Below are 23,444 nucleotides of genomic sequence, written 5' to 3' on the forward strand. Positions count from 1 at the left end.
CCCCCGATTCGGTATTAAAAACCCCTATACCCCTCGTTTTCCACGAATACGGTAGTACATGGCCTCGAACGAACTGCTCGGGCTCGTCGTCGGCGCGGTGGCTCTCGGAGCCATCCACGGCGTCGAACCGGGTCACGGCTGGCCCGTCGCGGCCTCGTACGCGCTCGACCAAGCGAACAAGTGGGTGTACGGGTTCGCGGCGAGTTTCATCCTCGGAGTCGGCCACCTCGTCAGCAGTATCGCGATGGTGGGCGTGTTCTTCTACGCGAAGGAGTACTTCGACCTCACGCAGGTCAACGAGCCGATCACGATACTCGGCGGCGTCCAAATCGGCGGACAGGTCAGCCTCGTGGCCGGCGTCTTACTCATCGCGCTCGGCATCCGCGAGTACACTCACGGACACGCTCACGGGACTCACGGGCACGACGACGGAGAGGGGCACACTCACGACCACGACCACTCACACGAGAGCAGTCACTCGCACGAGGAGGGCCATTCGCACGACCGCGGGCACTCCCACTCTCACTCACACGGCGACCTCGACGAAGCCGCGGACCGCGGCCTCCTCGGCATCGCGTGGTTCGCGTTCGTCCTCGGGTTCGCCCACGAGGAGGAGTTCGAGATTATCGCGCTCTGCGCCGGGTCGAACTACTGCCTCGAACTGATGAGCGCCTACGCCGTCACCGTCATCGTCGGCATCGTCGGGCTGACGATGCTGCTGATCGCCGGCTACCAGCAGTACGAAGACGAGGTGGAGAAGTACACGCCGTATCTCCCGGCGTTCTCCGCGGCCGTGTTGGTCCTGATGGGTCTCGGCTTCATCACAGGGGTGTTCTAATCGGCCTCCGTCGGCCGGCACCAACGTTGATTGCGTCGGCGGGCATCCCCACGGACGACAGACCGATGCGACTGAGAGAAGCGACGGCGGACGACGTTCCCCGACTCGTCGAGCTGTGGTACGACCTCGCGACGGAGATGGAGCGGTACGCCGACCTCAACGGGCTCGTCTACGAATCCTCGACCGACGTGCCGGAAGACCCGTTCCGGGCGCACCTCGACAGCGACGGCGTGACCGAGTACCTCGTCGAGGTCGACGGCGAGGTCGTCGGGTTCGCGACGACGCGGCTCGGCGAGCACCCCTCGCGGGAGTACTCGAAATACACGCGGCTGGTGAACCTGTACGTCGAAGACGGCCACCGGGGGCGAGGGTACGGTTCGGCGGTCGTCGACGAGGTGAGACGGCGGGCCCGCGAGTCGGGCTGTGACCACCTCAAGGTCTCCTGCGAGTGGGACAACCGCGGCGCGCGGTCGTTCTACGAGGACGCCGGCTTCGAGGAAAAGCAGGTGGAGTTCGCGCAGAAACTCGATTGATTGGCAGGTCTCGGCCGGTGGGCCGGCATCCGATTCGCCCCGGACCGGTCCGCGTTCGACCCCCGGCGATAGAGCTATCACCCGGCGACGCATCGAAGCGGCCACGAGGTGATGTCTATTAACGACCACAATCGGAATCTTCGTCCGCGGACTCGTTCTCGGCGTCTCGATAGCCGCACCGGTCGGTCCAATCGGCGTCCTGTGCATCCAGCGAACGCTTTCTAAGGGCCGTCTCTCGGGCTTCGTCAGCGGACTCGGAGCGGCGTCCGCGGACGCGGTCTACGGGGCCATCGCGGGGTTCGGCCTCGCCGCGCTCTCGTCGGTCCTGCTCGGACACCGTAACGGAATCGCCCTCGCTGGCGGGGTAATCCTCCTGTACATCGGCTTGCAGTCGATTCGAGGCGACCCGGCGTCCGTCGAGTCGGCACCGACGACCGAGCAGTCGGCCGTCGCACCGCCCGACTCGAACCCCCGGACGCTCGTCGCCGACTTCGGGTCGACGTTCCTCCTGACGCTGACGAACCCGGTGACGATACTCGCCTTCGTGGGTATCTTCGCCGGCTTGGGCGTCGGCGTCTCGGGCGACTACCTGGCGGCGGCGGTCCTCGTCGCGGGCGTCTTCGCCGGGTCGGCGCTCTGGTGGCTCGTCCTGAGCGCCGCCGTCGACCGCGTCCGGGAGCGAGTCACCCCGGCGGTCCTCCGGCGGGTGAACCAACTCGCGGGCGTCGTCATCGTCGGGTTCGGGGTCGCCGCGCTCTGGAGCGGCCTGTAGCGCCCCGCCCCGACTCCCGGCTCCGGCCGAGCCCCGCCGAGTCCCGCCGACCTTCTTCGAACCGCTCCTCGTCGTCACCTCCATATCGCTGGCGACCGTAGGCGTGCGTGAGATGCCCACGCACAAAGCGGAGACGACCTGGACCGGTGGCAAAGACGGCAGCGGCGAGTTCTCGACGGAGAGCGGGACCGTCGAGGGAACGTTCACGTTCCCGACGCGGTTCGAGGACGAACTCGGGTCGAACCCCGAGGAACTCATCGGCGCGGCCCACTCCGGCTGTTTCTCGATGCAGTTGACCGCGTTCCTCGAAGGCGAGGGCTACGCGCCGACGAGCCTCCACACATCGGCCGACGTGCACCTCGACCCGGCCGACGGCGGCGGCTTCGAAATCTCTCGAATCGACCTGACGCTCGACGCCGACGTGCCCGACATCGACGAGGAGACGTTCGCCGAACTCGCCCAGCGCGCGAAGGAGAGCTGTCCGGTGTCGAAGGCGCTCGCCGGACCGGAAATCACGCTGACCGCGACGCTCGCCTGAGCGGGCGAGCGGGCGAGCGGGCGCGTCGAATCCAGCATCGCGTCCGTCGTCGCGAGCCGACCGAGTCGGCCGCAGCACTCCACTTCAGCGGTTCGACTCGAACCAGTCTTCGGCGAAGTCGACCAGCGCGGGCTGGTCGAGGAGCGTCGCCGTCGCGGCCGCGACCGAGCCCTCGGTCGCGCCGACGGCCGTCTCGAACGCCTCGCCGACTTCCTCGAAGTCGTCGGTCTCGACCTCGATGTCCTCGTACTCGACGACGACGCGCTCGCCGTCTCGGAGCAGCGGCGCGCGCTCCGTCGTCCGCGTCTTCTCGAAGTCCGCGCGGTGTTCGGCGAGGTGGAGCGAGGTGTCGTTCCCGTGGCCGACGCCGAGCAGGAGCACGTCGCCGCCGCGGTCGTACACCCGCGCCAGCGGCGACCCGTCGCCGAGGCCGTCGTCGAGTTCGTGGCCGCCGGCGATTTCCTCGGCGGCCGCGCCCCACGCCGCGAAGGAGACCGTCGGGTGCTCGCTGCGGACGACGCCGGGGTAGTTGCGGAAGCACTCGGGCACCGCGCCCATCCCGCGGGTGGGCGTCACGTCGGGGCGGAACGGCGGCATCGACTCGCCGATGACGTCGACCCAGCCGTCGGGGACCGGGGGGTTCTCCCACGCCGACGGGTCGGTGTACTGGCCCGTGTGGGTCGGCATGACCAGCGTCCCGTCGTCGGTCAGCACCGTCTGGAGTGCGTCCACGACCGCCTGCGGGCCGCCGGCGACCCAGCCGAGCGAACTGAGCGACGAGTGCACGAGGAGGGTGTCGCCGGCCGCGACGCCGAGCGCGCGGAGGTCCGCGGCGAGCGACTCGACGGTTCCCGGCTCGTCCACGCGCTCGACCGCATCTGCTTCGGACATACGCGTCCGTCGGCCGGCCCGGGATTCAATCTTTGGTGTCGGTCGACCGAAAGGTCCAACTCCGACCTCGGCGACGCGTTCGGTATGTCACGCGTCTCCGCCCGCGACGCTCTCCGCTACGCGACCGAAGACGACGCCATCGCGCTCTTTGCCGTCATCCTCGGCGGCTGGGTGTTTTTGACCGTCGGGAGCGTCGCCCTCGCGGGCTACGGGTTCGGACTGATGTTCGCTCTCGGAATCCTCGCCTCGCTCGCCGGGGCGCTCGCGGTGTTCGCCGGCGTCGTCGGCCTCGCGTACAAACTGCTGGTGGACAGTCGCCGGGCGGCGGAGTGAGAAATCAGTTCACCGCCCGAGAGAAGCCGACGAAGGCCACGTAACAGAGTCCGCCCATCACGAGAAAGACGAACTGGTAGCCGGTGTTCGAAACGATGTCGACGACCGACTGCGCCGGTCGGAGCAGTTTCAGCCACAGCAGCGTACCCACACCGAGCACCGCGACGACCCAGAGACCTCCCAAGAGCGGCCGCTGTTTCAGATACTCGTTGAGTTCGTTGCGGCTCATGTTAACTACCCCACACTAATGGGTTGAAAAGGCGACGGTGGAAAGTCGAGTCGCGTGGGAGGTGCAGTGACGTGAATCGTCTCGTGAACCGCCACATGAACCGTCCCGTCCGGTCGGCAGGTGTTCCGCAGTCGCGGACCTCAGAAGAACTGCTCGAACAGTCGCCCGAGGAGGAGGATGACGAGCGGGATGCTAAACAGCACCGCGATAGTGGCGAGAAAGCCGGTGACGCTCCCCGACTCGGCGGCGGCTTGGAGAAACAGGGCCATCGGTCTCGTCGGGGTTTCAGACCCCGCCGATATACGTTTTGTTGCCCTCAGGCGCTCACTCCAGATACGTCTCGGCGAGCGCGTCCAGCGCCTCGTGGCGGTGGGTCGTGTGCGGCGCGGTCAGCGGCGAGACCGACACGTGGCCCTCGACGACGGCCCGGCGGTCGGTGCCGTCGGGGTCCGGGATGTCGCCGGTTCGCATCCGCTCCCAGACGCGGTCGTGGAGCTTCACGGTCCCGTTTTCGAACTCCGCGGTCATGTCGTACAGCTCCGAGGGGACGGTCACCTGCATGTCCGCCGGGTCGCCGCTGGGGTCGCGCATGGGCGCGTTGACGTTGAGGTAGTCGCACTGCTCGAAGACGCCGGCCGGCTCGGCGTGTTTGACGAGGTACGACGCGGCGTGGGTCGCCTCGCGGAAGTCCCGCGGGTCGGTCGCCTTCTCGTGCCACGGCAGGTCGCCGCCGGCGGGGACGTACAGCGAGAGGGCGATGGCGGGCACGTCGAAGAACGCGGCCTCGACGGCGGCGCTGACGGTCCCCGACCGACCGAGGACGTACGCGCCGATGTTGGCTCCCTTGTTGATGCCGGAGACGACCATGTCCACGTCGGGACACAGCGCCTCTAAGCCGGCGACCGTGCAGTCGGCGGGCGTCCCCTCCAGCGCGTAGCCGAGTTCGTGCTCGGTGACGACCGCGTCGGTGGACATCTTCCGGCCGACCGCGCTCTGGTCCGTCGCGGGCGCGACCGCCGTCACGTCGGCGAACTCCGAGAGGGCGTCGTAGAGCGCGCGGAAGCCGACGCTCTCGATGCCGTCGTCGTTGGTGAGGAGGATGCTGGGTTCGCTCATGGTCCGACTGGGGACGGAGCGCGCAAAAAGCCACCCGTCGGACGCAACGTGTCCCGAGGAACGGCGGCGGCCGACGCGCCCCGCTCAGGCGACGCGGTCGACGAGCGTCTCGTCGTCGACGACGAGGTTGTACGCCTCTTCGTCGTCGTTCCAGAGCGCGAGGACGTTCTCGAAGACGAGCACGTCGCCGTAGTCGGCGTCGGCCACGTCGGCGTTCAGCACGGTCTCGCGCGTGCGGACGGCGTAGTGGTCGACCGCCTCGCTGCCGTCGCCGATTTTGAACACCTGGTTGTTGCCCTCCGAGAGGTCGTGGCTCAGTTTGACCGCCAGCAGGTCGATGCGGTTCGTGACGTGGCGCTCCATCTCGGCCATCTTGGCGAACCGCGCGGGGTTCCCGCGAACGTCGAGGCGGCGCTCGCCGTCGGTCCGGAGGACGCTGTAGGAGTACTGCACGTCCACGTTGACGAAGGTTCCCTCGTCCTCGTCGCCGTCGCGACCCTCGTCGAGGCGGCGCTGGAACCCCGGCACGTCGAGGTCCGGCTTCACGTCGAACGACCAGCCCCGGTCCGAGGGCGCGTAGCCGTCCCAGAGGCGGAGCGTCGGCGAGTACACGGTCACGTCGCCGTCGGCGGGCGCGACCTCGCGTTCGACCTCGCGGAGGCCGATACTCGTGTTTCTGTCCGCCGGCGCGATGGCGACGATTGCGCCGTCGTCGGCGAGGGCGTCGAGGTACTTCTCGACGACCGCGACCGGGTCGTCGAGCTCGCTCAGGACGCTGGCGAAGAGGACGATATCGTACTCGCCGTCGGGGTCGAACGCCTCGGCGGTCTCGCGGTGGACGGTCGTCCGGAAATTCCGGCGCGTCTCGCCGAGCATCCGGTCGAGCACGTCGGCGGAGGCGCTCGGTTCGACCGCGTGGTAGTCGACGACGGCGTCGTCGGGGAGGTAGTCGTGCAGACCGAGCGCGGGGCCGCCGGTTCCGGCACCCACGTCGAGCACGCGGGGATTACGGGGGAGCAGGCTCCGTTCGGCGAGGTCCGAGAGGACGTAGCCGACGGCGGCGTAGTAGTCCGGAAGGTGGTATATCCCGTAGCCGAGCGCGGCGTCCTCGTCGTACTCGACGGGGTTGCCCCGGTAGTAGTCCTCCTTGAGTTGGCGGACGCGCTCCCGGAGGCGGTCGCCGGAGTCGTCGACGTGCCAGTTCGCGCCGTAGCGCCCGATGAGCAGGTCTTCGAGGGCGAAGGAGTAGTCGTCGGGGAAGGCCGCGGGCGACCAGTTCTGAAACGGCGCGGGGTCGTCGTTCGCGGGGACGAACGTGCCGTCGTCGCGCTCGAAGAGGCCGAGGTCGTGGGCCTCCTCGCGGAGCGTCTGTTTCACCACGGCGGGGTGCGGCGCGCCCTCGATGTAGTCGGCTATCTCGTCGGGGTCGATGGGGCGGACGTTTCTGAGGTACTTCGCGTTGTCGCGGACGGCGTCTCTGTCTATCATCGGTGGGCTGTGGAGCGAGTCGCCGTCGCCCGCGCGGCGGGAATCGGGCCCGCGACGGGGCGTCGGCGTCGGTGTCTCCCTTCACTCGTCACTCGATAGGGTCGTGCTTGTCGGTCTGGTCGCGGGTGCGGTCGTCGGCGACGCGGTCGGCACCCGCGCCGACTCCGGTGTCGCCGCGGGAGACGCGCCGGTAGAGGTCGGCGAACGCCTCGTCGTCGGCCGCTGCGAGCGCGCGGGCCGCGTCGGCGACGCGGTCGGCCCCGCCGCCGAACGAAGATTGGATGTCCGCGTACACGCGCGGGGTGCCGCCGGACACCGAGGCGACGAGTTCGTCGAGCGCGGCCGAAATCGGCGTAGCGAACTCCTCGCGCACGTCGTCGGCGGCGAGGCCGAACGCGAGAACGGCGGCGTGGGCGGCCGCCTGCACCGTCTCCATCGCCGCGTCGTGTTCCTCGGGCGTCGTCTCGAAGACGCGGTTGCCGGCCGCGTCGATGTCGGCGAGCAGGGCGTCCGTCTTCGGCCCCGATTCGTCGGCGACGGCGGCGACGTTGCCGGGGGCGTTGTGCGGCGCGAAAAGCGGGTGGAGGCTGAGTCGCTCGCGGTCGGGGAGGTGGTCGCGCATCGCCGCCACCGGCGGTTTCATCGCGCCGGTCACGTCGCACATCGCGGCGTCCGCGCGGTGGGCGTTGTCGGCGACGGCGTCGGCCGCGAGTCGCATCGGAACCGCGAGACAGACCACGTCGAACCGCTCGTCGCCGTCCAGCGGGACCGCCCGGCCGCCCAGCGCGTCCGCTGCGGCGACCGCGCTCTCGGGGTCCGCGTCGGCGAACGCGAGGTCGGCGTCGACGGTGCGGCCGAACCAGCGTCCCATTGCGCCCGCGCCGACGATGAGCACGTCCATCGGTACGGGTGTGGAGGTGCAGCGGCCAAAAGGGAATCGGTGGCGGCGGGTGTGGCGAGACGCCCACCTGCACCCGGCCCGCAAACCACGTTCAACCGACGCCCGGTGTACGAACCATCAAGTGGTCGATGACCGATAGGAAACTATGGCATTCGATGATGTGGATTTCGAGGGTCGGACGGCCTTCATCACGGGAACCAGTCGCGGCATCGGGAAGGCCATCGCGCTCGACCTGGCCGACCGGGGCGCGAACGTCGTCTCGACGGGCAAGACCGTCGACGGGCGCGAGAACCTCCCCGGGACCATCGTCGAGACGACGGAGGAGATACGCGAGCGCGGCGGCGACTCCATCTGGTGTCAACTCGACGTGCGCGACGACGCCTCCGTGCAGACCGCGATCGACGAGACGGTCGACGCCTTCGGCGGCATCGACTTCGTCGTCAACAACGCGGGCGCTATTCACATCGCGGGCTTCGAGGACACGCCGCCGAAGCGGTTCGACCTCCTCATGGACGTGAACGCCCGCGGGGCGTACGCGACGACGCACGCCGCGCTCCCGCATCTCCGCGAGAGCGACCACGCCCACGTCGTCACTTTCTCGCCGCCGATGCCCGCCCGCCCCGCCCCGGGCAAGGTCGCCTACGCGCTCTCGAAGTACGGCATGACGTTCATCGCGCAGTCGCTCGCGGGCGAACTCGACGCCGACGACATCGGCGTGAACGCGCTGTGGCCGGTCGCCGCCATCGAGTCCGAGGCGACCCGGCACTTCGGGATGGGAACGCCCGAGGACTGGCGCACCCCGCAGATAATGTGCGACGCCGTCGCCGAGCTGTTCTCGCGCGACCCGACCGACTGCACCGGCAACGCGTTCTACGACGAGGAACTGCTGTCCGAGGCGGGCGTCGACGACCTCTCTTCGTACGCCGTCGTCGAGGGAAGCGAGCCGGGACCGATGTCGGCCCAACTGTTCGACCCCGAATACGAACGCTGACCCCGGTTATCGGCGCTGAGACTCGGGAGCGGGCGTTTATATCGAATGAACTCGAAACCACTCGCAATGGGTTCAGACGTCGTCGCAGCTAGAGAGACAGTCCTCTCGACGCGACGGTTTGTCGAATCGGCAATTAGACTTATTTACTGGTGGAGAATCGCCTAGCCCATGGAGTTCCCTCGCCTCCCGACACGAGACACGAGCGGCCAGAAAGTCGTCCTGCCGGACGACTTAGAGGGTGAACAGACGCTCGTGCTCATCAGTTTCGACCGCCGCCAGCAGTCGCTGGTCGGGTCGTGGCGCGGGTTCGCAACGGAGTTGTGCGAGACGTACGGACACTTCGAGTACTACGAACTGCTCGTCCTCGGTGGACGGAGCGGGATGATGCCACCGATGTCCGGCGGCGGAATGTCGCCGGGTGCCGCTCGGAGCCGCACCCACGACAACGCGCTCATCGCGCGGGTGGACAAGACCGCGCTCCAGCGCCGTCTCGGGCTGCTCGGCGAGGGCAACATCTACGCGCTCCTCATCGAGGACGGGACCGTCGTCCGGCAGGCAGCGGGCGTGCTCACGCCCGAGACGGGCGATGCGCTGGAAGACCTGCTAAAACAGTGGCGCGAGGCCAACTCCGGCTGGACCGACGCGCCCGCCGCTTGCGGCTCGACCGGCGACAACGCCCTCGACAGCTGATTTTCTCCGCCGACGCCGATTCGGATTCGGCGCTCGTTTCGATTCCGCGCTCTCGCGCCGGCTACTCGACGACGAGTTCGACCGGGTACTCCGTCAGGTTCTCGTAGCCGTCTTCGGTGACGACGACGAGGTCTTCGATTCTGACGCCGCCGATTTCGGGGTCGTACAGCCCCGGCTCGATGGTGATGACGTGACCGGGGTGAAGCTCCTCGCCGCTCGGGCTCAGCGACGGGAGTTCGTGCACGTCGAGGCCGACGCCGTGGCCCGTGCTGTGGATGAAGCCGGTTTCGGCCGAGGGGTCGGCGCGGAGCGTGTTCTCGCCGGCCGCCTCGTACACGTCGCAGACGGCGTCGTGGACGTCGGCTCCGGTCGCCCCCGGCTCGACGGCGTCGAGGGCGGCCTCGAACGCCTCCTCGGTGAGGTCGAACCACTCGCGTATCTCGGGCGACGGCTCGCCTTTCACGAACGTCCGGGTCATGTCGCCGTTGTACTTCGTCTCCTTGTCGCGCGGGAAGATGTCGATGATGACGGCCTCGTCGGCGCGCAGCGGGCCGCTCCCGCGGTCGTGCGGGTCGGCGGCGTCGGCCCCGCAGGCGACGATGGTCTCGTCGAGGGCGCAGCCGTGTCGCAGGAGCGTGACCTCGATTTCCTCCCTGACGCGCTCGCTCGTCAGCGGGTCGCCCTCGTAGGTGAGCGTACCGTCGGTGGCCACGTCGGCGGCGCGGATGAGGTCCTCGGCGGCGCGCATCGCGGCCTCGTTGGCGTCCTGTGCGGCGTGGACGTGCTCGACTTCCTCGTCGGTCTTCACCGCGCGGATGTTCGTGAGCACGTCGTCGGTCTCGGCCTCGACTGTGACGCCCTCCTCGCGCAAGGCGTCGGCGGTGCCGAGCGGGAAGTCCGCGGGGACCGCGAGCGACCCGACCCCGTAGTCGGCGAGGAACGCCGCGACGGTCTTCGCCTTCCCGACGACTGCCCCGTGTTCGGCGTGCTTGTCGCGGTAGTCGTAGTCGGAGAGCCGCGAGACGGTGTCGGCGCGGCTCTCTTTCTTCGCGCGGCCGAACTCCAGCGTCGAGACGAGGAGGTGGATGCCCTCGGGCGTGTAGAGCGTCACGTACGGGTCCGGCGCGTCGAACCCAGAGAGGTACAGCTGGTTGGAGTCGCTCCCGTCGGCCGAGATGAGATAGCCGTCGAACTCGTCGCCGAGGAACTCGGCCAGCGGTGAGAAATCGGGTTCCATACTCCGGGGTTCGCCCGGCCGGTAGTAAAGCTCTCGCGTCGCGGTCGGCGGGTTCCGGTATCGACTCCGCGACACGCCTCTTCGGGCAGGAGACGCGCCGCGAATCGGCCGCCGGAACTCGTCGCGCGCGCGGTGCGGCGGAGCGCCGCGGCCCGCGGCGCTCATCCCGAACACAGTACGCTCGCCCGCGATATATGTTTGTTGGCAAACAAGAAACCGAGCGACCGCGGCCCCGTCGGCGTCCGGGAGAACGTCGCCGCGTCCGGTACCCTGATACCGGACCCTGCCGACCCCTCGCGTATGGACGCGCACGTCTCCCCGTCTCGGGTCGCCGGACGCACCCGAGCGCCGCCGTCGAAGAGTTACACCCACAGAGCCGTCCTCGCCGCGGGCTACAGCGACGAGGCGGTCGTCCGCGACGCGCTCGTCAGCGCCGACACCAAGGCGACCATGCGCGCGGTCGAGGCCTTCGGCGGGTCGGTCGACCGCGACGGACAGACGGTCGAGGTCGCCGGCTTCGGCGGCCGCCCGGGCACGCCCGACGACGTGGTCAACTGTGAGAACTCGGGGACGACGATGCGACTCGTCACCGGTTGTGCGGCCCTCGGCGAGGGGCTGACGGTCCTCACGGGCGACGCTTCGCTCCGCTCGCGGCCCCACGGCCCGCTCCTCGACGCCGTCTTCGACCTCGACGGCCGCGCCGAGAGCACGCGCCGGAACGGGCAGGCCCCGCTCGTCGTCGGCGACGGCATGACCGGCGGCACCGTCGAGATTCCCGGCGACGTGTCCTCGCAGTTCATCACCGCGCTCCTCATGGCCGGCGCGGTCACGGAGGAGGGCATCGACGTCGAACTCACGACCGAGCTCAAGTCCTCGCCGTACGTCGATATCACGCTCGAACTCCTCGCCGACTTCGGCGTGGAAGCGACCCGGACCGACGACGGCTTTTCGGTCCCCGGCGGCCAGTCGTACGCCCCCGAGGGCGGCGCGTACAGCGTCCCCGGCGACTTCTCGTCTATCTCCTACCTGCTCGCGGCCGGCGCGGTCGCGGGCGCTGCGGGCGAAGACGTGGTCATCGAGGGCGCGCGCCCGTCCGCACAGGGCGACAGCGCCATCGTCGACATCGTCCGCGACATGGGCGCGACGGTCGACTGGGACGAGGACGCGGGCGAACTGACCGTCTCCGCGGCCGACCTGACCGGCACGACCGTGGACGTGGGCGACACGCCGGACCTGCTCCCGACCATCGCGGTCCTCGGGGCTATCGCCGACGGCGACACGGTCATCGAGAACTGCGAGCACGTCCGGTTCAAGGAGACCGACCGCGTGAGCGCGATGGCCGAGGAACTCGCGAAGATGGGCGCGAACGTCACCGAACAACAGGACCGACTCACGATTCACGGCGGCGAGACCGACCTCGTCGGCGCGGCGGTCGACGGTCGCGGCGACCACCGCATCGTCATGTCGCTCGCGGTCGCCGGCCTCGTCGCGGACGGCGAGACGACGATTGCGGGCAGCGAGCACGTCGACGTGTCGTTCCCGAACTTCTTCGAGGCGATGTCCGACCTCGGCGCCGACGTGACCGAGAACTGAGCGGACGCATTCGGTTCAACTTCCGGACGGTACCTTTTTCGCCCGCCCGGACGCCGACCGTGTATGTTCGACGCCGACGCGCAGGCGCTCCGCGAGCGACAGTCGGACGGCGACTATCTCCTGCCGGCCTACGACGACTGGTGTTTCTCGCGGATTCCGGGGACCGTCGCCGACCTGCTCGGCGCGGACGCCGGGCCGCGGCTCCCCGCCGAAGCGACCGCGGACTACGACGACGTGTCGCGGGTGGTCGTCTTCCTCGTCGACGGCTTCGGCCTCGCCCAGTGGGACGGCGAGCGCGACCGGATTCCCTTCCTCCGAGAGTTCGAGCGCGCGGGCCGCGTCACCCCGCTCACCACGGTCTTCCCTTCCGAGACGGCCGCCGCGATGAACACGTTCCACTCGGGGGCGTTGCCGTCGGAACACGGCGTCGTCGGCTGGAACGTCTACGACCCCGACGCCGACGAGATGTTCGAGGCGCTGCCCTTCCTCCGGAAGGACGGCACCCAGCCGGAGCGAATCGACCGCGCCGACGTGGCCGACTGCGAGAGCGTCTATCCCGACCTCGCCGCCGCGGGCGTCGAGACGCACCACGTCACGCCGTTCCCGTCCGAGGAGACGGTCGCGCACACCTACGACCCGGAGGACCTCTCGACGTTCTCGGACGCCTTCGCGGAGGCGGCCGAGTCGGCCGCGGACCCGTCGTACGTCTTCGCGTACCTCCCGCAGACCGACGCGGTGGCGCACGCCGAGGGCGTCGACTCCGAGGCGTACCGCGAGACGGCCGCAGAGACCTTCGCCCGCGTGGAGAACGCGATAGCGACGCTCGCGGAAGCGACCGACGAAGACGACGCGGGCGAGACGCTCGTCTGTCTCACCGCCGACCACGGCCTCGTCGACACCGACCCCGAGCGCAACCCCGACCTCTCGGAGACGCCGTTCGACCTCGTCTCCGACCTGCGGACGCTCACGGACGGGACGCCGATTCGGTTCTCGGGGAGTCCGCGAAACGTCCACCTCCACCTGCGAGACGACCGAATCGAACCGGTCTCCGACCTGCTCACGACCGAGTTGGACGCGCGGGTGTTCCGGAAGCGCGAGGTGCTGGAGCGGGAACTGTTCGGCCCCGCTCCCTCGCCGACGTTCGAGCGACGACTCGGCGACCTCGTGGTCGTCCACCGCGACCTCGGCGTCTGGTACGGCGACGAGGAGCCGGGGAACCTCGGCTTCGTCGGCATGCACGGCGGACTCCACCCCGACGAGATGCTGATTCCGTTCGCCACGGCGACGCTGGACTCACTCCGGTGAGTCGGGGTCGGGTCCGCGGCCCGTCACGCCCGTCTCTCTCACGACGGCGTCGACCCACCAGAGCTTGAGAACCATCACGCCGAGCGTACCGAGGAGCGTGCCGACCGGTCTGCGCCGAATCGCCGAGACGAAGGCGTAGAGCGTGACCGGGACGTTGAGGACGTTGAGCACGTTCGGGTAGTCGAGGCCCATCGTCCCGCGCTCGGCGTCGAGCCACTCGCGCTCGGCGAGGACGATTCGGCTGAGGTAGTTGTCCGTGCGCGCGGGCCGCGGGAACAACACCGGGTTAATCGCGGTGAAGGCGACGGCGGCGAGAAAGAGCCGGCGGTCCCGTCGGTAGACGGCGTACATCAACACCGGATAGACGAGGATTCGCGTGCCGGCGCTCCACGGGTTGGCGTGGCGCTCCCAGAACGTCGCTTCGAAGCGGCCGCGGAGTCCGGACGGGGCGTCGGAGTCGGGGTCGGAGTCGGAGGCGGCGGGGCCGGTGGGGGGCGTCGGTTCCATACGGCGGATTCGTCGTCGTCGACCATGAACGTGGGGTCGCCGAACCACCGCCCACGATTGCGCCTTTCTACAAACACTAAATGGGCGGCCACCCGAGGGTCGGGTAATGAACGGCAACGAATTCGGTCGTCTCTTTCGGATGACCACCTACGGCGAGAGCCACGGCGACGCGATGGGCGTCACCGTGTCCGGCTGTCCCGCCGGCGTGGAGCTCTCGGTCGAAGACGTGCAGCACGAACTGGACCGACGGAAGCCGGGCCAGTCGATGATTACGACGAGCCGCGGCGAACCGGACGCCGTCGTCGTCAACTCCGGCGTGCAGGACGGCTACACGACGGGCACGCCCATCGGGATGGTCGTCCAGAACAAGGACGCCCGCTCGGGCAAGTACGAGCCCTACGTGACCGCGCCGCGGCCCTCCCACGGCGACTTCACGTACTCGGCGAAGTTCGGCACGCGCAACTGGGGCGGCGGCGGGCGCTCGTCCGCGCGCGAGACGGTGAACTGGGTCGCCGCCGGCGCGGTGGCCAAGCAGGTCATCGAGCAGAGCGACTACGACATCGAGGTGAAGGCGCACGTGAACCAGATCGGCGACGTGGAAGCGCCGGAGGTCTCCTTCGACGACCTGCGCGAGCACACGGAGGAAAACGACGTGCGCTGTGCGCACCCCGAGACCGCGGCGGAGATGCAGGAACTCATCGAGGAGTACCAGAAGGAAGGCGACTCCATCGGCGGCTCGATATACTTCGAGGCGCAGGGCGTCCCTCGCGGCCTCGGCGCGCCGCGGTTCGACTCCTTCTCGGCCCGACTCGGGCAGGCGCTCATGTCGGTGCCGGCGACGACGGCGTTCGAGTTCGGTCTCGGCCGCGAGGCCCGCGAGTGGACCGGCCACGACCGCAACGAGAACTGGGAGTTCGACGAGGAGGGCGACCCCCGTCCGGTCGGCAACAAACACGGCGGCATCCAGGGCGGCATCACGACCGGCGAACCGGTGTACGGCGAACTGACGCTCCACGCGCCCACGTCCATCCCGAAGAAGCAACGGACCGTGGACTGGGAGACCGGCGAGGAAAAGGAGATTCAGGTCGTCGGCCGGCACGACCCCGTCCTCCCGCCCCGCGGCGTCCCGGTCGTCGAGGCGATGCTCTACGTGACCATCCTCGACTTCATGCTCCTCGGCGGACGCATCAACCCCGACCGCCTCGACGGGCAGGCCGGCGAGTACGACACGCCGTACCACCCGTCCAGTCCGGACAACGAGTAGCGAATCCGATTCCGCGTTATCGTTCACTCTATTCGGCGGGCGTGACAGCCCGTTCGTCCACTTTTGACGGTGGGAGGGTGAGTCAGTTTAACAATATTAAGTCCTTCATTATCTTTCCTTGTTAATCCATAGCAAAGTCTTTAATCGGACCCTCCCCAACTTTTCAGGTAGCGCCCCAGCGGGGCCGTGAGCTCAACATATGACTGACCACGAACTTATCTGGCGGATCGCAGGGGGTTCCGGTGACGGTATCGCCTCGACGAGCCAGAACTTCGCCAAAGCCCTGATGCGAGCGGGGCTACACGTTTTCACGCATCGCCACTATCCATCGCGCATCCGCGGTGGCCACACGTACACCGAAGTGCGCGTGAGCGCAGACCCCGTCAAGTCTCGCGGCGACGGGTACAACTTCCTCCTCGCGCTCGGTGACTCCTTCGCCCGCAACCCGAGCGAAGGTGCCTACTACGGCAACGAGGAGATCAAGCCGCTCTCGGAGAACCTCGACGAACTCAACGAAGGCGGCGTCATCGTCTACGACTCCGGTCTGCTCGACGCCTCCGAGATCGAGGACTTCGACGAGCGCGTCGAGGAGAACAACTGGCACGTCTACGACATCGACCTGCGCACCATCGCCCGCGAACACGGTCGCGAGGTCATGCGCAACACCGCCGGTGTCGCCGTCACGTGCGCCATCGCCGACATCGAACCCGACGTCATCAAGAGCCTGATGTCGGACGCGATGCCGGACAAGATTCTCGAACCGAACCTGACCGTCTTCGACGACGCCTACGAGATGGTCCAAGAGGAGTACGACGTCGAGGCTCCCGACGTGTCCGCGCCGACCGGCGAACACGACGAAGAGCAGGTGCTTCTCTCCGGCTCCGACGCCATCGCGTACGGTGCCATCGACGAAGGCTGCCGCTTCATCGCGGGCTACCCGATGACCCCGTGGACGGAAGTCTTCACCATCATGACCCAGAACCTCCCCGAACTCGGCGGCATCTCCGAGCAGGTGGAGGACGAGATCGCCGCGGCCGCGCTGGCAATCGGTGCCTCCCACGCGGGCGTCAAGGCGATGTCCGGGTCCTCCGGTGGCGGCTTCTCGCTCATGTCCGAGCCGCTCGGTCTCGCGGAGATTACCGAGACGCCGCTCGTCCTCGTCGAGGCCATGCGCGCCGGTCCCTCGACGGGCATGCCGACGAAGCCCGAGCAGTCCGACCTCGAACACGTCCTGTACACCTCGCAGGGCGACTCCCACCGCATCGTCTTCGCGCCCGGGACCGCCGCCGAGGCGTACTACCAGACGCGCAAGGCGTTCCAGATCGCCTACGAGTACCAGATTCCGTCCATCGTCCTCTACGACCAGAAGCTCGGGGGCGAACTCTCGAACGTCCCGGCGTCGGTCTTCGACGAGGAGCCGAACGCCGACCTCGGTTCGGTCCTGACGGAAGCGGAACTCGAAGACGCGCCGCACGACGACTCCGGCAAGTACCAGCGCTTCCAGCACGACACCGAAAACGGCGTCTCGCCGCGTTCGCTGCCGGGCCAGAAGGGCGGTCGCTACCTCGCCACGGGTAACGAGCACATGCCCGCGGGTCACATCTCGGAGTCCCCCGAGAACCGCGTCGCGCAGATGAACCGCCGCATGCAGAAGGTCGACAACATCCGCGCCGAACTCGACGCCGACGGCGAGTTCAACACGGTCTACGGCGACGAAGACGCCGACCTCGGCCTCATCACCTTCGGCAGCCAGCAGGGCACCGTCGAAGAGGCCGCCGACGTTCTCAACGAGAAGGGCCACTCGGTCAAGGTCCTCGGCGTCTCCGAGATGATGCCGTTCCCGAAACAGCAGGTCGCGGACTTCCTCGACAGCGTCGACGAGGCGCTCGTCGTCGAGATGACCGCCTCCGCCCAGTTCCGCGGACTCATCTCCAAGGAACTCGGCGGCTACGGCGACCAGATGTCGAGCCTCCTCAAGTACAACGGCAACCCGTTCGAGCCCGCCGACATCGTCGAGGGCTTCGAGACGGCGCTCCTCGAAGGCGAGGAGCTCCCAGACAACCGCACGAAGTTCGTCCCCAAGGTGGGTGAATAAATCATGAGTGCATTCAGCGCAATCGGTGAAGAAACGGAGCAGGACCAAAACGAGTTCACCCCCGGACTCGAACCCCAGCCGACGTGGTGTCCGGGCTGCGGTGACTTCGGTGTCCTCAAGGCGCTCAAGGGCGCGGCGGCCGAACTCGGCCTCTCGCCCGACGAGATGATGGTGACGACCGGTATCGGCTGTTCCGGCAAGCTCAACAGCTACTTCAACAGCTACGGGTTCCACACCATCCACGGCCGCTCGCTGCCCATCGCCCGCGCCGCGAAGCTGGCGAACCCCGGTCTGACCGTGGTCGCCGCCGGCGGCGACGGCGACGGCTACGGCATCGGTGGCAACCACTTCATGCACACCGCTCGTGAGAACCACGACATCACCTACATCGTGTTCAACAACGAGATCTTCGGCCTCACGAAGGGCCAGACCTCGCCCACGTCGCCGATGGGTCACAAGTCGAAGACCCAGCCCCACGGCTCGGCTAAGACGCCGCTCCGCCCGCTCTCGATGTCCCTGAACGCCGGGGCGTCGTACGTCGCGCGGACGGCCGCCGTCAACCCGAACCAGGCGAAGGACATCATCGTGGAAGCCATCCAGCACGACGGCTTCTCCCACGTCGACTTCCTCACGCAGTGTCCGACGTGGAACAAGGACGCCCGTCAGTACGTCCCGTACATCGACATCAACGACTCCGAAGACTACGAGTTCGACAACACGAACCGCTCGGAGGCCTCGGAGATGATGTTCGAGACGGAGAACGCCCTCCACGAGGGCACCGTCCTCACCGGCCGGTACTACGTCGACGAAGACCGCCCGTCCTACCAGCAGGAGAAACAGCGCATCGGCGAGATGCCCGAAGAGCCGCTCGCGGAGCGCTACTTCGACGACTCCTACGAGTGGGAGCGGACGTTCGACAACTTCCTCGACAAGCACAAGTAACGCCGACGACGCGGTAGTCGGCGCTCGGTTCACGGCCGGCGGCCGCGCCGGTTCGATGTGACCGAGAACCCTTTTCGGATTCGCAAGATATTTTTCTCCCGTCGGAAAACCAACGGGCATGGAAACCACGTCCACGGAAGGACGCATCCTCGCGGTCTTGGAGGAAGACGCGAAGGCGTCGTATGCCCAGATCGCAGACAGGGCGGACGTGTCGAAGCCGACGGTTCGGAAGTACATCCGAAAACTCGAGGACGACGGCGTCATCATCGGTTACTCGGCCGACATCGACCCGAAGAAACTCGCCGGGCAGTCTATCGCCATGGTCGGCATCGACGCGACCAGCGAGCGCTACGTCGAGGTCACNCGTCCTCCGGCGACCACATGCTGATGGCCGAGGTCCGCGCCGTCGACGGCGACTCCCTCGGCGACGTCATCTCCGACGAGATTCTGTCTATCGACGGCGTCACGGCCGCACACCCCTCGTTCCTGCAGGAGCGACTGAAGTAACGCGACCGATTTCGTCCGCCGCGACCGACCCGCCGCGACCGACCCGCCGCGTCCTTCCCCGTCGCTTTACTTTCGCCGCGCTATCTGAAGCTTCAGGTACGTCGCGCCCGTCACCTCTACCATGGCGGAGGAGACGCTGCCGGGCACGACCGCCGACGACGGCCCCGACAGCATCGTCCTTCACGTCGACATGGACTGTTTTTACGCCGCCTGCGAGCGCCTGCGCGAGCCCGAGATCGAAGGCGAGCCGGTGGTGGTGGGCATGGGCTACGAACCCGGCGAGGGCCACGGCGCGGTCGCCACGGCGAGCTACGAGGCCCGCGAGTTCGGCGTCGAGAGCGCCCAGCCGATTTCGACCGCACTCGAACGCCTCCCGCGAATCGAGGGCCTCGGCCCCGACGGCGACCCCGCGGCGGCGGGCCACTACCGCACCGTCGACCTCGAGTTCTACAAGGAGGTCGCCGCCGACGTGAAGGCGATTCTCCACGACTGCGCCGACGTGGTTCGCGAGGTGAGCATCGACGAGGCCTACCTCGACGTGACCGACCGGACCGCGTGGGACCTCGCGGCCTCGGGCGACCGGACGCTGGCGGAGGGCTTCGCCCGCTACGTGAAACAGCGCATCGCCCGTGAGGTCGGCGTCGCGGCCTCCATCGGCGTCGCGCCGAACATGTCGACCGCGAAAATCGCCTCCGACTTCGACAAGCCCGACGGGCTGGTCGTCGTCCGCCCCGGCGAGGTGCGGTCCTTTCTCGCACCCATCCCTGTCGAGGAGGTCCACGGCGTCGGCCCCGTGACGGCTCGGAAGCTCGGCTCGCTCGGCATCGAGACGGCGGGCGACCTCGCCGAGGCCGACGCCTCGGTCCTCGAAGCCGAGTTCGGCTCCCGCGGCCGCGAACTCCACGAGCGGGCCCGCGGCTACGACGACCGGACGGTCACGCCGACGGGCCGGCCCAAGAGCCTCTCGCGGGAGTCGGCGTTCACCGAGCCGACCGACGACATCGAGGACAAGCGAGAGGTCGTCCGCGCCCTCGCGGCCGACGTGGCCGACCGGGCGAACTCCCGCGGGGCGATGTACCGGACCATCGGCATCAAGGTGGTCGTCCCGCCGTTCGACATCAACACGCGGGCCACGTCGCTTTCCGGCCCCGTAGACGACCCGGAACTCGTCGAGTCGGTCGCGCTCGACTTACTCGACGCCGAGTTCGAAGAGACGACCGTCCGAAAGCTCGGCGTCCGCGTCTCGAAGCTCTCGTTCGCGGACGCGGACCAGTCGAGCCTCGACGGTTGGGAGTCGGCCGGGGCCGGCGGCGACGACATCTCAGACGATCGCGTCGGCGACGGCGCCAGCGACGATACCAGCGACGACGCCGGCGACGACGAGCCCCCGAACGACGGGGGTAAAACCCGCTCGCACGAAGGCCAGTCGTCGCTCGTCGAGTTCGACTGAGTCTTCCGATGCGACGGTGCGAGGGGGAGGAACTATGGCCTCCGAGGGAGTCCACCAAACCGGATGACGGATTCGGACACGGAAACCATCTCGGTCGCCGAGATCAGCGACGGTCCAGGGGGAGAGGGAGTCGAAGAGCCGGGGACGACGGTCGACCTGCCGGTGGTCGACATCCTCACCGGTCGGGGGTTCGTCACCGGCAAGTCCGGGTCGGGCAAGTCGAACACGGCGTCGGTCATCATCGAGAACCTGCTTTCGGCCAACTTCCCGGTGCTCATCGTCGACACGGACGGCGAGTACTACGGCCTCAAACAGGAGTTCGAACTGCTCCACGCCGGGGCCGACGAGGAGTGCGACATTCAGGTGAGCCCCGAGCACGCGGAGCGACTCGCCACGCTCGCGCTCGAACAGAACGTCCCCATCATCCTCGACGTGTCCGGCTACCTCGACGACGCGGCCTCCGACGAACTGGTGACGGAGGTCGCGAAACACCTCTTCGCGAAGGAGAAGAAGCTCAAGAAACCGTTTTTGATGCTCATCGAGGAGTGCCACGAGTACATCCCCGAGAAGGGCGGGATGGACGAGGCGGGCAAGATGCTCATCAAAATCGGAAAGCGCGGTCGCAAACACGGCCTCGGGGTCGTCGGCATCTCCCAGCGCCCCGCCGACGTGAAAAAGGACTTCATCACCCAGTGCGACTGGCTCGTCTGGCACCGCCTCACGTGGCGCAACGACACCAAGGTCGTCGGGCGCATCCTCGGGTCGGAGTACGCCGACGCCATCGAGGACATGGGCAACGGCGAGGGCTTCCTCGTCACCGACTGGTCCGAGTCGATTCGACGCGTACAGTTCCACAAGAAACAGACGTTCGACGCGGGCGCGACGCCGGGCCTCGACGACTTCGAGCGTCCGGACCTGAAGTCCGTCGACGGCGACCTCGTCTCCGACCTCAAGGAGATTTCCGACGAGAAGGCCAGACAGGAGAGCCGCATCGCCGACCTCAGACAGGAGATAGACAAGAAGGACGCGAAGATTCGACAGCTCGAACGCGAGTTGGAGGAGGCGCGAGACCTCTCGCGGATGGCCGACCAGTTCGCGCAGGCGATGTTCCAGAAGGCAGAAGCGCCCTACCGCGGCGGCGACGGCCGTAACCTCAACCGCCCCACCGAAAAGCAGGCCGCGCTCGGCGAGTACAACGAGGCCAGCGACGGCGACGTGGCGAACGCGGCGGCCGACGCCGCCGCTGAGGGCGGCGACGGGACCGAGAACGCCGGCGATACACCGCCCCGACGACCGCTCGAAGCGCCGTCCGGGCCGCCGTGGCCGACGCACGGACTGCTCTCCGAGAGCGACGAGGCGGAGGCCGACGGCGCGGGCGACGCGGGCGCTGCGGCCGCACCGGCCGACGACGAGTCGTGGATGGCGGCCGCCGAGATGGGCGACTTCGAGCCGGCGGAACTCCACCCCGCGCCGGGTGCCGAGAGCCGCCGCGACGTGGTCGACCGCATGACGGCCATCGTGAACGCGCTGGGAGACGTCCACCACGGAATGCTCGCGCACTACCGGGAACGCGGCATCTCCGACCCGCTCGCCGCCCACGTCGCCGCGGGCGAGACCGGCGACCAGCACCTCGCCTACGGCCGGAACCGGTCGCTCCGCCGGGCGGGCTTCATCCGCCACGCCGGCCGCGGGAAGTACGAGTACGCGCTGCCGGATCTCGTGAGCGACGAGTACGCGGACCTCTTGGGCGACGACGAACTCCGGGAGACGGTCGCGGCTATCGAGGCGTCGTTCGTCGAAGAAGAAGCCGACGGCGAGTAGACGTCGAGACGCGGGCCGTCGGTCGGAAGGAGAGTTTTGACGCGCTTACAGCCCGGAGACGAGGTCTTCGAGCGCCGCGCGCGGGTCGTCGGCCTTGGCGACGCCGGAGGCGAGCAGGATGCCGGACGCGCCGAGTTCCTCGGCGGTCACCACGTCGTCGCCGGTCGAGATGCCCGCGCCGCAGTAGACATCGACGTCGTCGTCCACGTTGGCCGCGGCGTCGACGGCGTCGGTGACGATGCCGGGGTCGGCCGTCGCCACGGAGACGTCGCCGCCGATGAGTTCCGGCGGCTCGACGGCGACCGAGTCGGGGCCGAGCGCGGAGACCGCGCCGATTTGGGCGGGGTTGTTGGCGCAGACGCAGGTTTCGAGGTCCGCTCGCTCGGCGGCCTGCACGGAGCCGTCGATGTCGGCGAGCTTCAGGCGCTTTTCGGAGTGGTTGATGAGCGTGCCGACCGCGCCGGCCTCGGCGACGGCCTCGGCGAGGGTGCTGCCGGTGTGGCTGCCGTGGCCGTTCGGGTCGACGTGCTGGGCCCACGTCTCGACGCCGGTGTCGGCGACGCGGGAGATGTCGGCCGCCTGCGGGGAGACGGCGATGCGGACGCCGGACTCCTCGGCCACGTCGCGCGCGGCGGTGGCGACTTCGATCGGGTCACACGGGTACGCCTTGAGGTTGACTAGGATGAACACAGTCGAAGTCGCGTCCGGCGAGACTAATAAATTGGTTTTCGGGGCCGCGATTGCCACGAGACGGCGTCTCGCGGGCGGAAAATCGTGATAAACGGAACCGGGGATTCGGTCGCGCGGTTCCCGCGACGGGTCGTCGACATCGGCGTCGGCGGCAGTCGCTGGGGCGGGGTCGCGTCAGTCCTTGCGCTTGACGACGTCGCCGAGAGTGGTCGTCGTGGAGCCGCCGCCGGACCACTCGGAGTCGTCGTCGCTCTCGCCTTCGACCAGCGAGATGTCGAGCTTGCGCTCGATTTTCTTCCGGACGGAGTCCGGCGGCATGATGTCGCCGCGTTCGAGCTTGCGGATGAGGCTCGCCTTTTCGTTGAGCGACTGGGCGAGCTCTTCTTGGCTCATTCCGCGGGACTCCCGCGCCTGCCGGATGCGGTCGTCGTAGTCGGTCGCGATTTCGTCCATGTCGTCGAACATGTCGCGGCGGCGCGTCTTCGACGACGAGGAAGAAGACGACCCCGAGGAGCGAGAGGAGTTCGAGCCCGACGAGGAGGAGGTGGAGTACTTCGTGCTCGTGCTGGAAGTCGACTCGGTGCGGACCTCCGTGCCGAACTCGGCGCAGTCGTCACACAGCTGCAGTTCTGCGCCTTCGACCTTCACAGTCTTCAGAGAGGCTTGGTCGGAGCCGCACATCTCGCACTGAGGCATACACTCACGTACCCGCC

Annotated in this window: 24 protein-coding genes and 1 pseudogene; 15 read left to right on the forward strand and 10 right to left on the reverse strand. The window is 68.2% G+C overall.

The window, feature by feature from the left end:
• Nucleotides 1-58 precede the first annotated feature (58 nt).
• From C454_RS15800 to C454_RS15815, 4 genes are all read left to right on the forward strand, one after another.
• Nucleotides 59-838 carry a hypothetical protein gene (locus C454_RS15800; protein WP_004977219.1) on the forward strand — a complete coding sequence of 260 codons (780 nt, stop codon included), beginning with the start codon at nucleotides 59-61 and terminating at the stop codon, nucleotides 836-838.
• A 65-nt stretch (nucleotides 839-903) separates the two neighbouring features.
• A complete protein-coding gene (locus C454_RS15805) occupies nucleotides 904-1,371 on the forward strand; it encodes a GNAT family N-acetyltransferase (RefSeq protein ID WP_004977221.1) in 468 nt (155 codons plus the stop codon).
• A 205-nt stretch (nucleotides 1,372-1,576) separates the two neighbouring features.
• Nucleotides 1,577-2,143 (forward strand): LysE family translocator, encoded by a 567-nt coding sequence (locus C454_RS15810; protein ID WP_233510312.1) that lies wholly within the window; start codon nucleotides 1,577-1,579, stop codon nucleotides 2,141-2,143.
• Nucleotides 2,144-2,255: 112 nt separating this feature from the next.
• Nucleotides 2,256-2,681, forward strand: coding sequence for an OsmC family protein (locus C454_RS15815; RefSeq protein WP_004977224.1), 426 nt, complete (start codon nucleotides 2,256-2,258; stop codon nucleotides 2,679-2,681).
• A gap of 84 nt (nucleotides 2,682-2,765) precedes the next feature.
• Here C454_RS15815 and C454_RS15820 read toward each other — a convergent pair whose 3' ends face one another.
• A complete protein-coding gene (locus C454_RS15820; RefSeq protein WP_049905223.1) occupies nucleotides 2,766-3,572 on the reverse strand; it encodes an aminoglycoside N(3)-acetyltransferase in 807 nt (268 codons plus the stop codon).
• Between the two features lie 84 nt (nucleotides 3,573-3,656).
• Between C454_RS15820 and C454_RS20930 the strand changes: the two genes are divergently transcribed.
• The gene (locus C454_RS20930; protein WP_193363462.1) at nucleotides 3,657-3,905 is read left to right on the forward strand and encodes a hypothetical protein; all 249 of its coding nucleotides are present in this window, start codon (nucleotides 3,657-3,659) and stop codon (nucleotides 3,903-3,905) included.
• Nucleotides 3,906-3,909: 4 nt separating this feature from the next.
• Here C454_RS20930 and C454_RS15830 read toward each other — a convergent pair whose 3' ends face one another.
• The 5 genes from C454_RS15830 to C454_RS15845 form a co-directional block, all read right to left on the reverse strand.
• Nucleotides 3,910-4,134 carry a hypothetical protein gene (locus C454_RS15830; protein WP_004977227.1) on the reverse strand — a complete coding sequence of 75 codons (225 nt, stop codon included), beginning with the start codon at nucleotides 4,132-4,134 and terminating at the stop codon, nucleotides 3,910-3,912.
• A 140-nt stretch (nucleotides 4,135-4,274) separates the two neighbouring features.
• Nucleotides 4,275-4,403 carry a hypothetical protein gene (locus C454_RS21140; RefSeq protein ID WP_275039253.1) on the reverse strand — a complete coding sequence of 43 codons (129 nt, stop codon included), beginning with the start codon at nucleotides 4,401-4,403 and terminating at the stop codon, nucleotides 4,275-4,277.
• Nucleotides 4,404-4,458: 55 nt separating this feature from the next.
• Nucleotides 4,459-5,250 (reverse strand): 5'/3'-nucleotidase SurE, encoded by a 792-nt coding sequence (surE, locus tag C454_RS15835; protein ID WP_004977228.1) that lies wholly within the window; start codon nucleotides 5,248-5,250, stop codon nucleotides 4,459-4,461.
• An 84-nt stretch (nucleotides 5,251-5,334) separates the two neighbouring features.
• Entirely contained in the window at nucleotides 5,335-6,738 is a 1,404-nt protein-coding gene (locus C454_RS15840) for a small ribosomal subunit Rsm22 family protein (protein WP_004977229.1), read from the reverse strand.
• Between the two features lie 88 nt (nucleotides 6,739-6,826).
• Entirely contained in the window at nucleotides 6,827-7,639 is an 813-nt protein-coding gene (locus tag C454_RS15845) for a prephenate dehydrogenase/arogenate dehydrogenase family protein (protein WP_004977231.1), read from the reverse strand.
• Between the two features lie 145 nt (nucleotides 7,640-7,784).
• Here C454_RS15845 and C454_RS15850 point away from each other — a divergent pair, with 145 nt between their 5' ends.
• A complete protein-coding gene (locus tag C454_RS15850) occupies nucleotides 7,785-8,630 on the forward strand; it encodes an SDR family oxidoreductase (RefSeq protein WP_049905224.1) in 846 nt (281 codons plus the stop codon).
• A gap of 168 nt (nucleotides 8,631-8,798) precedes the next feature.
• Nucleotides 8,799-9,320, forward strand: a complete 522-nt coding sequence (locus C454_RS15855; protein ID WP_004977233.1) for a hypothetical protein — start codon at nucleotides 8,799-8,801, stop codon at nucleotides 9,318-9,320.
• Nucleotides 9,321-9,381: 61 nt separating this feature from the next.
• Here the strand turns inward: C454_RS15855 and C454_RS15860 are convergent, their stop codons facing one another.
• Entirely contained in the window at nucleotides 9,382-10,557 is a 1,176-nt protein-coding gene (locus C454_RS15860) for a M24 family metallopeptidase (RefSeq protein WP_004977234.1), read from the reverse strand.
• A gap of 300 nt (nucleotides 10,558-10,857) precedes the next feature.
• Here C454_RS15860 and aroA point away from each other — a divergent pair, with 300 nt between their 5' ends.
• Nucleotides 10,858-12,150 (forward strand): 3-phosphoshikimate 1-carboxyvinyltransferase, encoded by a 1,293-nt coding sequence (gene aroA, locus C454_RS15865; RefSeq protein WP_004977235.1) that lies wholly within the window; start codon nucleotides 10,858-10,860, stop codon nucleotides 12,148-12,150.
• 63 nt (nucleotides 12,151-12,213) lie between these two features.
• Nucleotides 12,214-13,455, forward strand: coding sequence for an alkaline phosphatase family protein (locus C454_RS15870; RefSeq protein ID WP_004977236.1), 1,242 nt, complete (start codon nucleotides 12,214-12,216; stop codon nucleotides 13,453-13,455).
• Here the strand turns inward: C454_RS15870 and C454_RS15875 are convergent.
• Nucleotides 13,444-13,962 (reverse strand): DUF6653 family protein, encoded by a 519-nt coding sequence (locus C454_RS15875; protein ID WP_004977237.1) that lies wholly within the window; start codon nucleotides 13,960-13,962, stop codon nucleotides 13,444-13,446. The two genes, C454_RS15870 and C454_RS15875, sit on opposite strands and share 12 nt — an antisense overlap.
• A gap of 106 nt (nucleotides 13,963-14,068) precedes the next feature.
• Between C454_RS15875 and aroC the strand changes: the two genes are divergently transcribed.
• The 6 genes and pseudogenes from aroC to C454_RS15905 all read left to right on the forward strand — a co-directional run bounded on the left by aroC (nucleotide 14,069) and on the right by C454_RS15905 (nucleotide 22,041).
• Nucleotides 14,069-15,226, forward strand: coding sequence for a chorismate synthase (gene aroC / locus C454_RS15880; RefSeq protein WP_004977238.1), 1,158 nt, complete (start codon nucleotides 14,069-14,071; stop codon nucleotides 15,224-15,226).
• 199 nt (nucleotides 15,227-15,425) lie between these two features.
• Complete coding sequence (locus C454_RS15885; protein WP_049905225.1) at nucleotides 15,426-17,321, forward strand: 2-oxoacid:acceptor oxidoreductase subunit alpha; 1,896 nt, start codon at nucleotides 15,426-15,428, stop codon at nucleotides 17,319-17,321.
• A 3-nt stretch (nucleotides 17,322-17,324) separates the two neighbouring features.
• Entirely contained in the window at nucleotides 17,325-18,263 is a 939-nt protein-coding gene (locus C454_RS15890; protein ID WP_004977240.1) for a thiamine pyrophosphate-dependent enzyme, read from the forward strand.
• A gap of 118 nt (nucleotides 18,264-18,381) precedes the next feature.
• Nucleotides 18,382-18,770: pseudogene (locus tag C454_RS15895) on the forward strand (winged helix-turn-helix transcriptional regulator).
• 121 nt (nucleotides 18,771-18,891) lie between these two features.
• On the forward strand, nucleotides 18,892-20,220 hold the full coding sequence (gene dinB, locus C454_RS15900) for a DNA polymerase IV (RefSeq protein ID WP_004977241.1): 1,329 nt from the start codon (nucleotides 18,892-18,894) through the stop codon (nucleotides 20,218-20,220).
• Nucleotides 20,221-20,283: 63 nt separating this feature from the next.
• The gene (locus C454_RS15905) at nucleotides 20,284-22,041 is read left to right on the forward strand and encodes a helicase HerA domain-containing protein (RefSeq protein WP_004977243.1); all 1,758 of its coding nucleotides are present in this window, start codon (nucleotides 20,284-20,286) and stop codon (nucleotides 22,039-22,041) included.
• Between the two features lie 45 nt (nucleotides 22,042-22,086).
• Here C454_RS15905 and tpiA read toward each other — a convergent pair whose 3' ends face one another.
• Together tpiA and C454_RS19970 are read right to left on the reverse strand one after the other, a co-directional pair.
• Nucleotides 22,087-22,731 (reverse strand): triose-phosphate isomerase, encoded by a 645-nt coding sequence (gene tpiA / locus C454_RS15910; RefSeq protein WP_004977244.1) that lies wholly within the window; start codon nucleotides 22,729-22,731, stop codon nucleotides 22,087-22,089.
• 174 nt (nucleotides 22,732-22,905) lie between these two features.
• Complete coding sequence (locus C454_RS19970) at nucleotides 22,906-23,427, reverse strand: multiprotein bridging factor aMBF1 (protein ID WP_081605247.1); 522 nt, start codon at nucleotides 23,425-23,427, stop codon at nucleotides 22,906-22,908.
• Nucleotides 23,428-23,444 lie beyond the last annotated feature (17 nt).

Origin of the sequence: Haloferax gibbonsii ATCC 33959 (assembly GCF_000336775.1) — an archaeon.
Lineage (GTDB): Archaea > Halobacteriota > Halobacteria > Halobacteriales > Haloferacaceae > Haloferax > Haloferax gibbonsii.

Coding starts and splice junctions, on each gene's coding strand:
- C454_RS15800 (WP_004977219.1), top strand. CDS start 59: ATGGCCTCGAACGAACTGCTCGGGCTCGTCGTCGGCGCGGTGGCTCTC.
- C454_RS15805 (WP_004977221.1), top strand. CDS start 904: ATGCGACTGAGAGAAGCGACGGCGGACGACGTTCCCCGACTCGTCGAG.
- C454_RS15815 (WP_004977224.1), top strand. CDS start 2,256: ATGCCCACGCACAAAGCGGAGACGACCTGGACCGGTGGCAAAGACGGC.
- C454_RS15820 (WP_049905223.1), bottom strand. CDS start 3,572: ATGTCCGAAGCAGATGCGGTCGAGCGCGTGGACGAGCCGGGAACCGTC.
- C454_RS20930 (WP_193363462.1), top strand. CDS start 3,657: ATGTCACGCGTCTCCGCCCGCGACGCTCTCCGCTACGCGACCGAAGAC.
- C454_RS15830 (WP_004977227.1), bottom strand. CDS start 4,134: ATGAGCCGCAACGAACTCAACGAGTATCTGAAACAGCGGCCGCTCTTG.
- C454_RS21140 (WP_275039253.1), bottom strand. CDS start 4,403: ATGGCCCTGTTTCTCCAAGCCGCCGCCGAGTCGGGGAGCGTCACCGGC.
- surE (WP_004977228.1), bottom strand. CDS start 5,250: ATGAGCGAACCCAGCATCCTCCTCACCAACGACGACGGCATCGAGAGC.
- C454_RS15840 (WP_004977229.1), bottom strand. CDS start 6,738: ATGATAGACAGAGACGCCGTCCGCGACAACGCGAAGTACCTCAGAAAC.
- C454_RS15845 (WP_004977231.1), bottom strand. CDS start 7,639: ATGGACGTGCTCATCGTCGGCGCGGGCGCAATGGGACGCTGGTTCGGC.
- C454_RS15850 (WP_049905224.1), top strand. CDS start 7,785: ATGGCATTCGATGATGTGGATTTCGAGGGTCGGACGGCCTTCATCACG.
- C454_RS15855 (WP_004977233.1), top strand. CDS start 8,799: ATGGAGTTCCCTCGCCTCCCGACACGAGACACGAGCGGCCAGAAAGTC.
- C454_RS15860 (WP_004977234.1), bottom strand. CDS start 10,557: ATGGAACCCGATTTCTCACCGCTGGCCGAGTTCCTCGGCGACGAGTTC.
- aroA (WP_004977235.1), top strand. CDS start 10,858: ATGGACGCGCACGTCTCCCCGTCTCGGGTCGCCGGACGCACCCGAGCG.
- C454_RS15870 (WP_004977236.1), top strand. CDS start 12,214: ATGTTCGACGCCGACGCGCAGGCGCTCCGCGAGCGACAGTCGGACGGC.
- C454_RS15875 (WP_004977237.1), bottom strand. CDS start 13,962: ATGGAACCGACGCCCCCCACCGGCCCCGCCGCCTCCGACTCCGACCCC.
- aroC (WP_004977238.1), top strand. CDS start 14,069: ATGAACGGCAACGAATTCGGTCGTCTCTTTCGGATGACCACCTACGGC.
- C454_RS15885 (WP_049905225.1), top strand. CDS start 15,426: ATGACTGACCACGAACTTATCTGGCGGATCGCAGGGGGTTCCGGTGAC.
- C454_RS15890 (WP_004977240.1), top strand. CDS start 17,325: ATGAGTGCATTCAGCGCAATCGGTGAAGAAACGGAGCAGGACCAAAAC.
- dinB (WP_004977241.1), top strand. CDS start 18,892: ATGGCGGAGGAGACGCTGCCGGGCACGACCGCCGACGACGGCCCCGAC.
- C454_RS15905 (WP_004977243.1), top strand. CDS start 20,284: ATGACGGATTCGGACACGGAAACCATCTCGGTCGCCGAGATCAGCGAC.
- C454_RS19970 (WP_081605247.1), bottom strand. CDS start 23,427: ATGCCTCAGTGCGAGATGTGCGGCTCCGACCAAGCCTCTCTGAAGACT.